The 14817-nt window shown below is 65.0% G+C and carries 14 protein-coding genes; 9 read left to right on the top strand and 5 right to left on the bottom strand.

Features of this window, described 5'->3' with window-relative positions; genetic code table 11:
• Positions 1-322: 322 nt before the first annotated feature.
• Positions 323-2920, top strand: a complete 2598-nt coding sequence (locus tag OXR00_RS17070; protein WP_267389448.1) for a TonB-dependent receptor — start codon at positions 323-325, stop codon at positions 2918-2920.
• A gap of 58 nt (positions 2921-2978) precedes the next feature.
• Here OXR00_RS17070 and OXR00_RS17065 read toward each other — a convergent pair whose 3' ends face one another.
• A complete protein-coding gene (locus tag OXR00_RS17065) occupies positions 2979-3641 on the bottom strand; it encodes a HAMP domain-containing sensor histidine kinase (protein ID WP_267389447.1) in 663 nt (220 codons plus the stop codon).
• A 205-nt stretch (positions 3642-3846) separates the two neighbouring features.
• Positions 3847-4524 (bottom strand): response regulator transcription factor, encoded by a 678-nt coding sequence (locus tag OXR00_RS17060; RefSeq protein ID WP_267389446.1) that lies wholly within the window; start codon positions 4522-4524, stop codon positions 3847-3849.
• A gap of 128 nt (positions 4525-4652) precedes the next feature.
• On the opposite strand from OXR00_RS17060, the gene OXR00_RS17055 reads away from it, so the two are divergent.
• Positions 4653-5732 carry an AI-2E family transporter gene (locus OXR00_RS17055; protein ID WP_267389445.1) on the top strand — a complete coding sequence of 360 codons (1080 nt, stop codon included), beginning with the start codon at positions 4653-4655 and terminating at the stop codon, positions 5730-5732.
• Here OXR00_RS17055 and OXR00_RS17050 read toward each other — a convergent pair.
• A complete protein-coding gene (locus tag OXR00_RS17050; RefSeq protein WP_267389444.1) occupies positions 5729-6736 on the bottom strand; it encodes an L-threonylcarbamoyladenylate synthase in 1008 nt (335 codons plus the stop codon). The genes OXR00_RS17055 and OXR00_RS17050 overlap by 4 nt on opposite strands.
• A gap of 47 nt (positions 6737-6783) precedes the next feature.
• Here OXR00_RS17050 and OXR00_RS17045 point away from each other — a divergent pair, with 47 nt between their 5' ends.
• Positions 6784-7608 (top strand): arylamine N-acetyltransferase, encoded by an 825-nt coding sequence (locus tag OXR00_RS17045; protein WP_267389443.1) that lies wholly within the window; start codon positions 6784-6786, stop codon positions 7606-7608.
• A 108-nt stretch (positions 7609-7716) separates the two neighbouring features.
• On the opposite strand, the gene OXR00_RS17040 is transcribed toward OXR00_RS17045, so the two are convergent.
• Positions 7717-8073: a GntR family transcriptional regulator gene (locus OXR00_RS17040; RefSeq protein ID WP_267389442.1), complete on the bottom strand. Its 357-nt coding sequence runs from the start codon at positions 8071-8073 to the stop codon at positions 7717-7719.
• 38 nt (positions 8074-8111) lie between these two features.
• A complete protein-coding gene (locus tag OXR00_RS17035) occupies positions 8112-8690 on the bottom strand; it encodes a nitroreductase (protein ID WP_267389441.1) in 579 nt (192 codons plus the stop codon).
• 117 nt (positions 8691-8807) lie between these two features.
• On the opposite strand from OXR00_RS17035, the gene OXR00_RS17030 reads away from it, so the two are divergent.
• From OXR00_RS17030 to OXR00_RS17005, 6 genes are all read left to right on the top strand, one after another.
• Entirely contained in the window at positions 8808-10610 is a 1803-nt protein-coding gene (locus OXR00_RS17030; protein ID WP_267389440.1) for a peptide MFS transporter, read from the top strand.
• 69 nt (positions 10611-10679) lie between these two features.
• The gene (gene glmM / locus OXR00_RS17025; protein ID WP_267389439.1) at positions 10680-12020 is read left to right on the top strand and encodes a phosphoglucosamine mutase; all 1341 of its coding nucleotides are present in this window, start codon (positions 10680-10682) and stop codon (positions 12018-12020) included.
• 1 nt (position 12021) lies between these two features.
• The gene (locus OXR00_RS17020; protein WP_267389438.1) at positions 12022-12252 is read left to right on the top strand and encodes a DUF1272 domain-containing protein; all 231 of its coding nucleotides are present in this window, start codon (positions 12022-12024) and stop codon (positions 12250-12252) included.
• Entirely contained in the window at positions 12249-13373 is a 1125-nt protein-coding gene (thiD, locus tag OXR00_RS17015) for a bifunctional hydroxymethylpyrimidine kinase/phosphomethylpyrimidine kinase (protein ID WP_267389437.1), read from the top strand. Before OXR00_RS17020 ends, thiD begins: the two co-directional genes overlap by 4 nt.
• A complete protein-coding gene (locus OXR00_RS17010; protein WP_267389436.1) occupies positions 13373-14017 on the top strand; it encodes a ribonuclease HII in 645 nt (214 codons plus the stop codon). The genes thiD and OXR00_RS17010 overlap by 1 nt, the downstream gene beginning before the upstream one ends.
• Positions 14018-14167: 150 nt before the next feature.
• Entirely contained in the window at positions 14168-14647 is a 480-nt protein-coding gene (locus OXR00_RS17005) for a hypothetical protein (protein WP_267389435.1), read from the top strand.
• Positions 14648-14817 lie beyond the last annotated feature (170 nt).

The following is a 14817-nucleotide window of genomic DNA, read 5'->3' as shown; positions in this document are numbered from 1 at the left end:
GGACGATCGCGAAAGCATGTGGCGTAAACCTTGCGGACATGCACCATCTCCGCCGGCAGTGCCCAAATTTACGCGTTCCCAGTCGGCGCGTCGTCATAAGTTCATCAATCTGATTGTCCGCGCGGCGGAAGACGATCTTTGAACAGCTTGGGACCTGCTCCCGAGAGTACCTGCCGACGGCAACATGGAGATTATTTAATGTACATCGTTGTGATGTGATGCCGCACGGTCCCTTGGGTGACGATGGTTGTAACGCTGGCGACTTAAACAACGGGTAGCGGCCCGGGCATCGGGAGAACGTCCCGAGGCTAGGGGTAACGACATGAAAACTTCGCCAGGCGTCCGCCTGCAGCTGCTACTCGGCAGCGCTCTTATCGCACTCAGTGCTTCGCCGGCACACGCCGCGGATGCAGCTGCCCCCGTTCCCGCGGCAGCGCCCGCTGATGCCGAGCCCGCAGCAGATACTCAAAACGTCGGCGTACCTGACATTGTCGTTACCGCGACGCGCCGCGAAACCAATCTTCAGAAGACACCCATCTCCATCAGCGTTCTCGGCGCGCAAGGCATTGCCGACCGGCATGTGCTTAGCCTGTTCAATCTCGCCGATGGCTCGATACCGTCGCTGCGCGTCGCCACGTTCGAAGCACGTCAGTCAGCACTGACGATCGGCATCCGCGGCATCGTTCCTTATGACCAGAACCAGACCGCACGTGACGGCGGCGTCGGCGTGTATATCGACGGTGTTGCCCTCGGTAAGACCCAGGGCCTCAACGCCGCGCTGTTCGATATCGAGCGCATCGAAGTCCTGAAGGGGCCGCAGGGCACGTTGTTCGGCCGTAACACCGAAGGCGGCGCGCTCAGCCTCGTTTCCAAGGCGCCCACCGGCGAGTTGGACGGTCGCATGACCGCTGGCGTCGGCAATTACGGCAGCCGCAACGTTGACGCACACCTCGATCTGCCATCCTTCATGAACATCGCGTTGAAGTTCGACGGCGTATACCAGCATCAGGACCCGACCGTGAAGGATCCGCTCTCGGGTTCGACCGGCTGGAACTATTACGATCGCAAGGGCGGCCGCGCCGCCGCGCGCTGGACGCCGATCGACGGGCTGACGGCGGATTTCGCATATGACTATGCGAAGGACAACAACACGCCGAACTTCAGCCAGTTGGTCAACTACAACCCGAACGGCTACGCCGTTGGCAGCTACACCAATCCCGCCACCGGCGTGGTTGGCACGCAGCTATACCAAGCGAATGGCCAGACCTGCGGCGGCACCAGCAGCCGCATCTGTATCGCGCCGAAGGCGCCGCTCGTCGGCGTCCATCCGGACCGCCAGTATGTGGCGGACGTCGGTGTGCCGCAGCAGCCAAGCGAGGATATCACGCATGGTTTCTCATCCAACCTGAAGTACAAGGTTGCACCTTGGCTCGAGCTGCGTTCGATCACGGCGTGGCGCGGTGTGAGCACGGACCAGTGGGACAATTCCGGCGGTCCGGAACGTCAGACTTTCGCTCCCAACTCGAACTTCAGCCGGTACAGCCTGTCTTTCTTCCGGCAACACCAGTTCAGCCAGGAAGTTCAGGCAGTCGGCAGCGTTCCGCAGTTCGACTACGTCGTGGGTGCCTATTACTATACTGAGCACGCAACCGAATATGCCGCAACCCCGTTGAGCAATCTGTGGAACGCAGACGGCACGGGCTACACGGTTCGCAGCCCAATCCCGGGCAACGCGGCCGCGATTTCGAGCGCGAACTCGGGCTACCAGCAGTACGACCCGTCGTGCAACAACACGCTGGCGCCGACCGTTCCGCAATTCACCAACAGTTGCCAGTTCATCACCCGCGCAAGCCAGGCGCACGACCACAATTACTCCGTGTTTGGCAACCTGACCTTCACCCCGGAGGCGTTGGGCGACGTCGTGCACATTACCGCCGGCGGCCGTTGGACGAAGGACGACCGTCACGGTACGCTGTATGTCGTAAACAACCGTTCGAACCTGGTAACGCCGGCTGTTACGAACGTCGCGTCGCCATTCAGCTTCAAGAACAGCATCAGCCGATTCGATCCGATGATCAACATCGCGTTCGACGCAACGCAGGACGTTCACCTCTACGCCAAATACGCGACCGGCTTCCGCGCCGGCGGTGCCAACGACCGCTCGCAGAGCTTCAACGCGTTCGGCCCCGAGTCCGTGAAATCGTATGAAATCGGCGCTAAGATGGACTTCTGGGAGCACCGTGCGCGTCTGAACATCGCCGGTTACATCATGGACCGCAGCAACACGCAGTTCGACTTCGATCTTTACGACACGTCAGCGACCAGCCCGACCAACGGAAGCCATATCGAGCAGACGCAGAATGCTGGCGACAGTAAGATCCGCGGCATCGAAGCGGATCTGACCGTGAAGCCGATCCCGGACCTTACGCTGACTGGCTCGTATGCCTACACCTACTGGCGCGCACCGTCGGCGGTGAACTCGATCACGGGTGGCCTGCCGCAGCAATTGTACATCGTCTACACACCGAAAAACGCAGCATCGGGCGCAATCGACTATGTGAAGCCGGTCCAGATCGCGGGTGGTGCTAACATTCGCCTCCACCTCGACGCGAACTATGCGAGCAGCCAGTACAGCTTCCAGCTGGAGCCGACCAAGACAAGCGCGAGCTTTGTCGTGAACGGTCGCCTCGCGCTGGCGGACGTGATGGTCGGCGATCGCAGCAAGGTCACCTTTGCGGTGTGGACGCGCAACCTGTTCGACACCACCTACATCTACCGGCGTTCGGCAGCCAACTCCGTACCGGTCAACAACTATAACGGCACCACGCTGGTTTCGACCAGCTATGCCGGCGTGCTTGGCGACTATGCCAACTTCAACCCGCCGCGCACGTTCGGCGGTGAGGTCAGCGTCAGCTTCTGATCCGCTGAACGCCCACGAACGGGGCCGGCAACCGCAAAGTTGCCGGCCTTCTCGTTTCCTACCGCAAACGTGGGAAAGAGATCACCAGCCGGAGGCCCGGCGCAGCGTCCTCCAGCCACAGCGTCCCATCGTGCAACCGCACGATCGCATCGACCAGCGACAAACCAAGCCCCTGCCCCTCAACCTGATCGTTGAGCCGGCCGAACTTCCGCATCGCCAGTGCGTGATGCTCGCGGGCGATACCCGGGCCATCATCCTGAACTGTCAGCACCACGACGTCCGCCGATCCCGCGAGTGATACTGTCGTCGTCGTACCGGTGGGTGTGTGCCGGATCGCGTTCTCGATCAGATTGACGAGCATCTGGCGCAACAAATTGGCGTCGCCCAGCACCCAGGCCGACACGATCTGGTTAGCGGAAAGCCGATCGCCGGCATCCTCCGCCACGGTTTCCAGCATTTCGACCACGTCGCCGACCAAAGTGGCGACATCTACGGTGCCAAACCCTTTGCGCCGCGCGTCTCCTTCAATCTCCCACAAGCGCGTCAGGCTGGTGAAAAGGTCCAGCATGCGATCAGCCCGCGCAACGAGCGCCGCAAGCCCGTCGGCCTGCGGCGAATCAGCCGCATGCCGCGCCAGTGACGCCGCCTCGCCGCGCAGCTGCGCGAGCGGCCCCCTCAATTCGTGCGCGATATCCTTTGCACCATGCTGCAGGTTCGTCATGCGAGCCTCGATCCGGTCGAGCATGTGATTGAACGAAGCCGCTTGCCGGTCTCCCGCTGAGCCGGAGCCATGCAGCGGAATGCGTCGGTGCAAATCGCCCGCGACCACCGCGTCGATCGCCGCCTGCATCCTTTGCCGCTCGCGATCCCTCGGTAGCCACGCGCGCACGATGTGCCGTACCCATGTTGCAGGTCGCCACGCCACATCAGGCCTTGTCGGTGAGCATGTAGCCGACCCCGCGGATCGTCGCGATCGGATCGCGTTCGTCCGCAATGGAGAGGTGGTTGCGCAGCCGCGTCATATGCGATTCAACGATGTTGGTTCGGGGTACGAAATCGTAATTCCACACCGCTTCGTACAGCATCTGCCGGGTCACGATCGTATTCGCATTGCGCACCAGTTCGCACAGGATGCGGAACTCGATATTCTGCACCTTGATCGTGCGCCCCGCCCTGGTCGCGCTGCGCTTGACTTCGTTCACCTCGATATCCCCAGCCCACATCACGCCCGATTTCTGCGTGGAGGCACCGCGCCGCAGGATGACGCGCAGGCGCGCGTCGACTTCCGCAGGGGCTGCGGGCTTGATGAGGTAATCGTCGGCACCCGCCTCTAGCGCGATCAGCCGATGGTCGAGATCATCGACGGCAGAGATCATCATAATCGGCAGATCGATACCACGATCGCGCAGCAGCGCGGTGACGGCGATGCCGTCGACGAACGGCAGCAAGCAGTCGAGCAGGATTGCGTCAAACCGGGTTCCGGTCGCCTGGATCAGCGCTACACGTCCATCGCCTGCGATCTCGCAGTCGTGGCCGAGCTCCGCGAGATCACCGGCAAGCTGCCGGGCGGCGGCGCTGTCGTCCTCGACGATCAGTAAGCGCATGTTACTCTTCCACTTCGCTAAACGAGCCCTGGGGGTGGGCTTGCCAGCACGCACACGCCAAATCGCGTGAAATTCGCGTCACCTTAGCAGCGCTTTCGCAAAGCTGCGATGTCGCTAAAGCTATGCGGATGGATAATGAGATCACTACGCGCGAACGGGTGCGCCGGATGACCCGCATCGGTCTGGCCGTGTTGCTGGCCGGACTGGGATTGTGGATCGCCGGTGCGTTCGTGCCGGCATTGGTGTGGGCCGTCGTCATCGCAGTGGCGATCGACCCGTTGCGGCAACGCGTTGTGCAGCGATGGCCGGGCGACCGCGCGCGGACATGGCTGGCGGCGATCGGCACGACCGCACTCGCGCTGCTGGTGGTGATCCCCCTGATATTGGGCATCGCCGAGGCCGCGCGTGAGGCGCATGATGTGGCCACCTGGGTCACGCTGGCGCAGACGCAGGGGCTGCCGGTACCGGATTGGGTTTCGCATCTTCCGTTCGGTTCCCATGTCCTGTCGAACTGGTGGCAGGAGAACCTCTCCACGCCCGAGCGTGCCACGCTGCAATGGCAGCATTTTCGCGGCGCCGAATGGGTGGCGCGCACGCGGCTGATCGGTAGCAACGTGCTGCACCGCGCGGTGATCTTCGGCTTCACGCTGCTTACGCTGTTCTTTCTGCTGCGGGATCGTGACGCGATCCTCACGCAGTGCCGCCACGCCAGCGACCGTATGCTCGGCCCGCCTGGCGAGCGCGTCGCACTGCTGGCCGCGCTGTCGATTCGCGGCACGATCGACGGGCTCGTGCTGGTCGGGATCGGCGAAGGCGTGGTGATGGCGGTGGTATATCTTGCGCTCGGCGTACCGCACGCTTTGTTGCTAGGCGCGCTGACGGCAGTGGCGGCGATGATCCCGTTTGGAGCGGCGTTGATGTTCGCGGTGGCGGCACTACTGTTGCTCGCCAAGTCTTCGGTGGCGGGTGCGATCGCGGTGGTCGTGATCGGACTCGTCGTTGTCGGTATCGCCGATCACTTCATCCGACCAATCCTGATCGGCGGCGCGACTCGCCTGCCTTTCCTGTGGGTGCTGATCGGTATCCTTGGCGGGGTTGAGGCCTTCGGACTGCTTGGTCTGTTCGTCGGCCCCGCAACCATGGCGGTGCTCATCATGCTATGGCGCGATTTCGTCGGTGAGGCACACGTGGAGACGACTGCGACCTAGCGCGGGTGCGAAGCGCGGCGCAGCCGGTCGTTGATCGCGGTGCCGACGCCCTCCCCCGGCACCGGCGCTACAGCGATGCGGGCCTTGTCGCTTGCATCCGCCTGATGCAACAAATCGAACAACCGCGCCGCCGCCTCCTTGAGGTCGCCCGTGCGCGACAGCGATGCATCCCCGAAAATCGGGCCGAACCCGATCATCCACTCATCCGGCTCAGCGTAGATCGCGCCGGTACGAAGCGGTTTGGTCGGCGCGTAGTGCGAAGCGAGTTGCCCGGGCGCCTCGATCCGCGCCTCGAAGCCGCCTAGTCCCGGATCGAAGCGCTCGACGCCGGGGATCGACTGCCATCGTTCGCCCGCACCTTGCTGGATTGTGGAGAGCAGCGCGTTCACGCCGATCGGCCCGTGCCGCAACACGCGGGTCGTGCCGTCAACTTCGTGCACGATCGTCGATTCCACCCCCTGCTCGCACGGGCCGTCGTCGAGGATCAGCGGGATGCGACCGCCGAGGCTCGCCTGAACATGTGCTGCCCGCGTCGGGCTAATCGCCCCACTGCGGTTGGCGGAGGGTGCCGCCAACGGCCGCTCGGACCTTACGATCAACGCGCGCATGGCGCGGTGGGCAGGAACTCGTATGGCGATCGTATCAAGCCCGGCGGTGGTGATCGCCGCGATCCCCGATCCGGCGCGGCGCGGCACCACCAGCGTCAACGGGCCGGGCCAGAATGCGGTGGCGAGCGCCTCGGCGCGTGAGTCAAACTCGCCAAGGCGGTGCGCCATGTGCAGATCCAACACGTGCACGATCAGCGGATTGAATGCAGGCCGCCCTTTGGCGGCGTAAATTTCGGCAACCGCCACCGGCTCGGTCGCGTCGGCAGCGAGGCCGTACACCGTCTCAGTCGCGACTGCGACCACCGCGCGGGCCTTGATAAGCGCCGCCGCCTCGGCGATGGCGGCGTCGCCGAAGGGTAAGATGCGGGTGCTGTCGGTCGGACCGGACGCGTTCATTGGATCGCAGCCTAGCATGTTGCGTCGCAATATATAAGAGGGCCGCGATGAATAGCTTCGACATTGCCGCCTACCTGGAACGCCTTCACCTGCCCCAACCGGAGGCAGCCGATGCGGCTTCGCTGGAGGCCCTGCAACGTGCCCACCGTTTGGCGATCCCGTTCGAGAACCTCGACGTCATGCTGGGCCGAACAATCGCAATCGATAGCGACGCGGCGTTCGCCAAACTGGTGACCGCACGGCGTGGTGGTTATTGTTTTGAGCACAACCGACTGTTCCTCGACGCACTCGCCGCGCTTGGTTTCGCCGCGCGTCCGCAGCTTGCGCGGGTGTGGCTCGGAGCGACCGCCGTACCGCCGCGCACCCATGCGATCAGCATCGTTACGCTGCAAGGCGACGAATGGATCGCCGATGCAGGTTTCGGGGGTAGCTACACGCCGCCGATGCCGCTGGTGGAAGGTGCTGAAGCGCATGCGCCAGATGGCGCGCGCTTCCGTCTGACACGCGATGCCGAACACGGCTGGATGCTGTGGCGCGCCGGCGACATCGCCACGACAGACGGGCGCGGCGGAGGCGACGGCTTCCAGCCCCAGTACAGTTTCGTGGTCGGGCCGGCCTATGATTCGGATCTGGCGATGGGCAACTTGTGGGCTGCAACCGCACCGGGCAGCCGGTTCCGCACCACCAATGTCGTCAGCATCGTGCTGCCGAAGGGCTTCGCTTCGCTGACCGACCGCCTGTATCGCCGCCGTTCCGGCAACGACACGACGGAGGCGGAGATCACCGATCCGCGCGTTTACCGGATGCGGCTGAGCATGTTGTTCGGCATTGACCTGACCGCCGAAGATGTCGCGAAACTGGGTCTGTTTTGAGAGGCTAGATACCGGATTTACGATGCTACGCCGTTTGCCGACGCAGCTACCGCCTCGTGAGGGCGTTCTGAATGACGCTAGGTTTCCACGGCAACGCACTTCAGCCGATCAGGCGTCGACGCCCTCCAACATATCAGCGGCACTCAGTCCGAGCAGGCGGATGTGGTCACGGATCCGCGGCCAGCTATCGCGCAGGAATCGCGTGCGCTCGGCCTCGCGGAGTTGCTCGGCGGCACCGGGCAGCACGAACATGCCGACGCCGCGCCGCACCTCGACATAGCCATCGTCCTGGAAGGTCTGATAGGCCTTGGCGACGGTGAGCGGGTTGGCGCCGTGCTGCGCGGCGAGCGAGCGCACCGATGGCAACTGATCGCCGGCGCGGAAATCACCGCGAAGGATCGCGGCGACGATGATACCGCGCAGCCGGATGTAGACCGGGCTGTCGTCGTTGCTAAGCGCTGTCATGCCGCCCTAATACAGCAACCGTGCCGCCCGTCCAGCGGTCAGCCGCCCCATTCCGAGACGACCGCGCCCAGGTCCGGGCGTGGCCGCTCATCGAGCAGACGTTCGGGCGTGCCGAGGAACATGAACCCGGCGATCCGTTCCGGCGCGGCGCCGAACGCATCGCGCACCGCATCCGAATAGGCGGGCCAGCCGGTCAGCCAGCCGCCGACGAAGCCTTGTGCGTGCGCGGCATGGAGCAGGTTCATGCACGCCGCACCCGCCGACAGTTCCTGCTCCCACACCGGGATCTTGGATGTCGGGTGCGGCGCGGACAGAACGACCACCAGCGCAGGCGCCTGATGCGCGAACTGGACGAGCGCATCGACCTCAACCTTGGTCGCCTGCGGGCGCTCGGCGCGATAAGCGTCGGTGATGACTTGGGCGAGCTGGTCGCGCTGACCCTCACCCACCACCACGAAGCGCCAGGGGGCGAGCTTGCCGTGATCGGGCGTGCGCGCGGCAACCTGGAGGATGGCCTGCATCTGCTCGGCAGAGGGGCCGGGCGCGACCATGTCGCGCGGTTTGCCGGAGCGGCGGGTGGTGAGCAGCGAAAGCGGCGAATGGGTGTCGTTGAACATGCCGCCGTATGTAGCCTGTGCTTCCAAGTATTTACAGACCGGCGATTGCCGCTAGTTTCATCCGCTACCAACCGCCCCCATTCGAGCGGGCCGGACAGTCTTTGGGAGCGTATCGACATGGTGGACACCCCGACCGCGGACAGCCCGCGAGAGCCGGACATCACCCATATCAATCCGGCGGCGGGCGAGACGTGGTTCGGCCATCCGCGCCAGCTCGCGCGGCTGTTCACCACCGAGATGTGGGAACGGTTCGGCTATTACGGCATGCGTGCGCTGCTGACCTTGTACCTCACAAAGCATTTCGTGTTCGGCGATCGCGCCGCCACCGGGCTGTACGGTGGCTATACCGCGCTGGTGTATCTGACGCCGCTGGTCGGCGGTTATCTGGCGGATCAGTATCTCGGCGCGAAACGCGCGGTGAAGTTCGGCGCGCTGCTGATGGCGGTCGGTTATTTCGTGCTGTGTTTCGGCGGCCCGGCGGCGACGCCCTATGCGGTGGTCGACGGGACGCGCCACACGGTCGAGGTGACGACCACGGCCGGCACCGAGGCGCGCTACGTGGTCGACGGCGCGCAGCGGCTGCGCATCAAAGGGAACGACGACGGCAGCGTATCGCTGCTTCGCCAGAACGGCGCGGTCGCGCAGACCGTCGCCAAGGGGCATTTCGTCTCGGACGGCGAACGCAGCCCGTTCTACATCGCGGTATTGCTGATCGCATTGTCGATGGTGTCGGTCGGCAACGGCTTCTTCAAACCCAACATCTCGACGATGGTCGGCGAACTCTACGCGCAAGGCGACCGACGACGCGATTCGGGGTTCACGATCTTCTACATGGGCATCAACCTCGGTTCGCTCGGCTCGCAATTGCTGTGCCCGTGGCTGGCGGATGCGGTCGGCTGGTGGGCAGGCTTCGGGCTGGCCGCGATCGGCATGCTGTTTTCGTGGGCGCTGATCCAGTTCAACGGCGGCAAGCTCGGCGGCTACGGCGAGCCGCCAGCGGGCATCGCGGCGGGTACGGTCAAGGATCGCGCGCTCGGCATCTATGCCGCCGCGCTAGTTGGCGTACCGATCTTCTACCTGTTGTTCGTCAACCTGATGAACGCGGAGCCGCCGGTGCCGGGCTCTGGCTTTGTCGGCTATGTCGCGTCCCTGTCGTTGATGGGTAAATTGCTGTTCGGCACGTTCCTGGTGTCGGTGCCGGGCATTCTGATCTGGTCGTTCATCGCAGGCTCGCGCAAGGAATTCCAGATGATGCTGGCGGCGATGGTGCTGGTCACCTTCAACGTGATCTTCTGGACGTTGTTCGAGCAGGCCGGATCGTCGTTGACCTTGTTCGCGGATCGCAACACCCAGCCTGAGCTGTGGGGCATCCCGATCTCGGCCGGGCAGACGCAGTTCTTCAACGCGTTCTTCATCGTTACGCTCGCGCCGGTGATGAGCTGGCTGTGGACGAGCCTCGCCAAGCGCGGGCTCGAGCCATCGATTCCGGTGAAGTTCGGCCTCGCGCTGGTCGGCGTCGGCCTCGGCTTCCTGTTCCTGGTGTGGGGGACGACGTTTGTCGGGCCGGACTTCAAGGTCGCGATGTGGTGGCTGGCCGGCCTGTACCTGATCCATTCGGTCGCGGAGCTGTGCATCTCGCCGGTCGGGCTGTCGATGATCACGAAGCTGTCGATCGCGCGCGTGGTCGGGCTGATGATGGGCGTATGGTTCCTGTCGATCTCGGTCGCACAATATGTCGCGGGCGTGGTGGCGCAGTTCGCCAGCGTGGAGACGGTCGGCGGCGAAGTGACCAACCTGAAGGTCAGCCTCGACACCTATGTGCGGGTGTTCGTGACGATTTCCGAAGTGGCGATCGTATTGGGCGTGGTGTTGTTGCTGCTGTCGTGGCCGCTCAAGAAGTGGATGCACGGGGTAAAGTGACGCCCCCGCCCTCTCGCGCTGGCCGCCCGCCAGCGCTATCAGGGCGGTAATCCACCCTTGGAGCGACGCATGGCACGCAAGTATTTCGGCACCGACGGCATCCGTGGCCTCACCAACAAGAGCCCGATGACGGCGGCGATGGCGATGCAGGTCGGCATGGCGGCGGGTGCGCACTTCCGGCGCGGTGACCACCGTCACCGCGTGGTGATCGGTAAGGATACGCGCCTGTCGGGCTATATGCTCGAAAACGCGATGGTGGCGGGGTTTACGAGCGTCGGCATGGACGTGGTGCTGGTCGGACCGATGCCGACGCCGGCGGTGGCGATGCTGACGCACGAGATGCGCGCCGATCTTGGCGTGATGATTTCGGCCAGCCACAATCCCTATCAGGATAACGGCATCAAGCTGTTCGGGCCGGACGGCTACAAACTGTCCGATGCCGACGAACTCGCGATCGAAGCGCTGATCGACGGCGAGGTGCCGCTTGCCGCCGCCGAGGAGATCGGGCGCGCGCGGCGCGTCGAGGATGCGCGCGGGCGCTATATCCACGCCGCCAAGCTGACCTTCCCGCCCGGGCTGACGCTCGACGGGCTCAAGATCGTGGTCGATTGCGCGAACGGAGCCGCCTATCAGGTCGCGCCCTCCGCGCTGTGGGAACTGGGCGCGGAGGTGATCGCGATCGGCGTGACGCCCAACGGCAAGAACATCAACGACGGCGTCGGCTCGACCGCGCCGCAACTGCTGTGCGAGACGGTGGTGGCGAGCGGCGCGCATATCGGCATCGCGCTCGACGGTGATGCCGACCGGCTGATCGTGGTGGACGAAACCGGCAAGGTGATCGATGGCGACCAGTTGATGGCGACGATCGCGAGCGGCTGGGCGCGCGCCGGGCGGCTGCAACAGGGCGGTCTGGTCGCGACGGTGATGTCCAACCTCGGGCTGGAGCGGCACCTCGCCACGCAGGGCATCAAGCTGGTGCGCACCAGCGTGGGGGATCGCTACGTGCTCGAGGCGATGCGCGCGCAGGGGTATAACGTCGGCGGCGAGCAGTCCGGTCACATCATCCTCGCCGATTATGCCACCACCGGCGACGGGCTGGTCGCGGCGCTCCAAATCCTCGCCGAACTGGTGCGCGCGGGCGTGCCGGCGAGCGAGCTGCTCCACCGCTTCGATCCGCTGCCGCAATTGCTCAAGAACGTGCGCTTCTCGGGCGGCAAGCCACTCGAGGCGGAGAGCGTCAAGGCGGTGATCGCCGAGGCCGAGGCGGAACTGGTCGGCAAGGGCCGGCTCGTCATCCGCCCGTCTGGCACCGAGCCGGTGATCCGCGTGATGGCGGAGGGCGACGATCTCGCCCAGGTCGAGCGCGTGGTCGACCGGATCTGCGACGCGGTGCGCGTGGCGGCGGCCTGACATGCTGGAGATGCGCCCCGATTGCGAACGCTGCGGCGTCGACCTGCCCGCCAATGCGGCGGGCGCGTTCATCTGCTCGTTCGAGTGCACCTTTTGCGCCGAATGCGCCGAGGATCTCGACGATCGCTGCCCGACCTGCGGCGGCGAGCTGATGGACCGGCCCGCGCGGGTCGGCAAGGCGCTGGCGGGCAACCCCGCCTCGACCGTGCGCCGCTTCAAGGGGCATGCGTGACGACACCGCGGATCCTCATCATCGCCGGATCGGATTCGGGCGGCGGTGCCGGGATACAGGCCGATATCAAGACGGTGACGATGCTCGGCGGGCACGCAATGACGGCGATCACCGCGGTCACCGCGCAGAACACGCTGGGGGTGCAGGCGGTGATGCCGGTGCCGGCGGAGATGGTGGCGGCGCAGATCGCGGCGTGCGTTTCGGACATCGGCGTCGATGCGGTGAAGATCGGCATGATCGGATCGGCGGAGATCGCGCATGTCGTGGCGGATGCGATCGCAGGCTTGCGGGTGCCGGTGGTGTTCGATCCGGTGATGGTGGCGACCAGCGGTGCGTTGCTCGCGGATGACACGACGGTGGCGGCGTTCGCACGGCTGATGCGGCTGGCGAGCGTGGTGACGCCGAACCTGCCCGAACTGGCGACGCTGGGCCGCGATGCCGAAGCGCTGGCGGCGAACATAGGCACAGCGGTGCTCGCCAAAGGTGGCCACGGCGATGGCGACATGCTGACCGACCGGCTGGTCGGACCGGATGGCGAGATCGCGCGGTGGAAGAGTCCACGCATCGACACGCGCCACACGCATGGCACCGGCTGCACGCTCGCCTCGGCGATCGCGGTCGGGCTGGCGCGCGGGGCAACGCTGCCCCGCGCGGTCGAGCGCGCGCGGGCGTTCGTGCGGCTGGCGATGCTTGGCGCGGCCGGCCTTGGCGGCGGACATGGGCCGATGGCGCAGCAGAGCGTGCGGCTCGATCGTGATGGCCCCAACCAGATCACGCTGCCGCTCACCGACTTTGCGTCGAGTGCTGCCTTCTACGAAGCGCTCGGCCTGACCCGCATCGTCGATGCCGCCCCGCGTTATGCACGCTTCGAGAGCGCGAACGGCGTCACCGTCTCGATCGAGGCGGCGGAGGAGATGCCGAACGGGCCGATGCTGTACGTCGAATGCGACGACCTCGACGCCGCCCTCGCCGCGCTGCGGGCGACCGGCGCGTTGGTGAGCGATCCGCAAGACCAAAGCTGGGGCTGGCGCGAGGCGCGCACGCTCGACCCCGCAGGCAACGCGATCTGCCTCTACCGGGCTGGTGAGGCGCGGCGGTTTCCGGCATGGCGGATCCCCTGATGCCGACGCGGAAACGCCCCCTCCCCAAGCCGAGTTTAAAACACGAGAAGCTATGCCTCGCTCCCGTCGTCGGCGTGGACGAGGCGGGGCGCGGGCCGCTCGCCGGGCCGGTGGTGGCGGCGGCGGTGATCCTGCCCGCCAAGGCCATTCCGCGCGGGATCGACGATTCGAAGAAGCTCCCCGCCGCCGAACGCCTGCGGCTGCATGACCGGTTGCAGGCCTGCGCACAGATCGGCATCGGCATCGTCGAGCCGGACGAGATCGACACGCTCAACATCTACTGGGCAACAATGAAGGCGATGACGCTGGCCGTAGAGGCGCTCGGTTGCGCGCCCGGCCACGTGCTGGTCGACGGCAACCGTCTGCCGCGCTGGAGCTTCGCCGCCACGCCGATCGTATCGGGCGACGCGATCAGCCTGTCGATCGCCGCCGCCTCGATCATCGCCAAACATACCCGCGACACGATCATGCGCGCGCATCACGACGCGCATCCGCATTACGGCTGGATCACCAATCAAGGCTATGGCGCGCCCGAACATCTGCGCGCTTTGCGCGAACACGGCCCCTCGCCGCTGCACCGCCGCAGCTTCGCTCCGGTCGCGCAGGCCGCGGTTGCGTTCGCGCCAGCCGTCGCGGCGGAATAGCGAGCGGGCGGTTGGGTGGTCGCGGTGGCGACGGGTTCGCGGGAGGTAGAGGAAACGCGCACGTTTGGGAGTGATGCTGTCGCGCGATCCCTTGCGGTTCCCGTTCTGTCGGACACCTGCTATCAGCGCTCGTCTTGTGAAAGTTCCGCCATGCTTCGCACGTTAACGTCGGCCGCGTTCTTGCCGGTGGCGATCTGCTCTCTGGCTCTTGCCGCTCCTGTGCTGGCGTCGCCGGGGCCGCCTCCGCCGGGCTATATCGTCGAAGCGGCCAAGCACCTTGTTCCCACACAAACGGCGGCGACATTCGATGGCTATGCTGACGAGTTGGCAGGCGACGTAACAGTGTGGGTCGATGGCGAGAAGATCGCATCGAACAAAGCCGATTGGCTCGTGATGGAGCGTCGCAGGGTTGGGAAGGTCGACCGACGTGTCTTGGGGTATGCGGTTGGGTACAACACGATCCTTGTCTTCGATCAGTTCGACGACAGGTCCGCCTTACCAGATAATCCCGACATAATTTTCGACTCACGTTTCCTGACGCGCGCAGTCCAGTATCGTTTTGGACCTGACCACATGATCCATGTGATACGTGTCTCGCAAACCGAAGGCGTGCTGCAGAAGCCGTTCTGAGCGAGCGTATCGCCATCCACCAACATCCGACACTGCGGCTGCATCGGAACAGGTCGCTATCCAGGCCGGGCCGCACAGCGGTGGCGCGTAGGGGAAATAGCTACGCCATTTCAGTGAGTCTTTCGCGCCACACACCATCCCTTGGGCCTGTGGATAACTCCACGACTCAA

Source organism: Sphingomonas sp. GC_Shp_3 (genome assembly GCF_026540945.1).
In the GTDB taxonomy this organism is placed as follows: Bacteria; Pseudomonadota; Alphaproteobacteria; order Sphingomonadales; family Sphingomonadaceae; genus Sphingomonas.
Note: the sequence above shows the minus strand (reverse complement) of the source record. Positions and strands in the feature narration are given on the sequence as shown.

Bases quoted from the DNA above. Each gene is read 5' to 3' on its own strand.
- OXR00_RS17070 (WP_267389448.1), top strand. From the start codon at position 323: ATGAAAACTTCGCCAGGCGTCCGCCTGCAGCTGCTACTCGGCAGCGCT.
- OXR00_RS17065 (WP_267389447.1), bottom strand. From the start codon at position 3,641: ATGACGAACCTGCAGCATGGTGCAAAGGATATCGCGCACGAATTGAGG.
- OXR00_RS17060 (WP_267389446.1), bottom strand. From the start codon at position 4,524: ATGCGCTTACTGATCGTCGAGGACGACAGCGCCGCCGCCCGGCAGCTT.
- OXR00_RS17055 (WP_267389445.1), top strand. From the start codon at position 4,653: ATGGATAATGAGATCACTACGCGCGAACGGGTGCGCCGGATGACCCGC.
- OXR00_RS17050 (WP_267389444.1), bottom strand. From the start codon at position 6,736: ATGAACGCGTCCGGTCCGACCGACAGCACCCGCATCTTACCCTTCGGC.
- OXR00_RS17045 (WP_267389443.1), top strand. From the start codon at position 6,784: ATGAATAGCTTCGACATTGCCGCCTACCTGGAACGCCTTCACCTGCCC.
- OXR00_RS17040 (WP_267389442.1), bottom strand. From the start codon at position 8,073: ATGACAGCGCTTAGCAACGACGACAGCCCGGTCTACATCCGGCTGCGC.
- OXR00_RS17035 (WP_267389441.1), bottom strand. From the start codon at position 8,690: ATGTTCAACGACACCCATTCGCCGCTTTCGCTGCTCACCACCCGCCGC.
- OXR00_RS17030 (WP_267389440.1), top strand. From the start codon at position 8,808: ATGGTGGACACCCCGACCGCGGACAGCCCGCGAGAGCCGGACATCACC.
- glmM (WP_267389439.1), top strand. From the start codon at position 10,680: ATGGCACGCAAGTATTTCGGCACCGACGGCATCCGTGGCCTCACCAAC.
- OXR00_RS17020 (WP_267389438.1), top strand. From the start codon at position 12,022: ATGCTGGAGATGCGCCCCGATTGCGAACGCTGCGGCGTCGACCTGCCC.
- OXR00_RS17010 (WP_267389436.1), top strand. From the start codon at position 13,373: ATGCCGACGCGGAAACGCCCCCTCCCCAAGCCGAGTTTAAAACACGAG.
- OXR00_RS17005 (WP_267389435.1), top strand. From the start codon at position 14,168: ATGCTTCGCACGTTAACGTCGGCCGCGTTCTTGCCGGTGGCGATCTGC.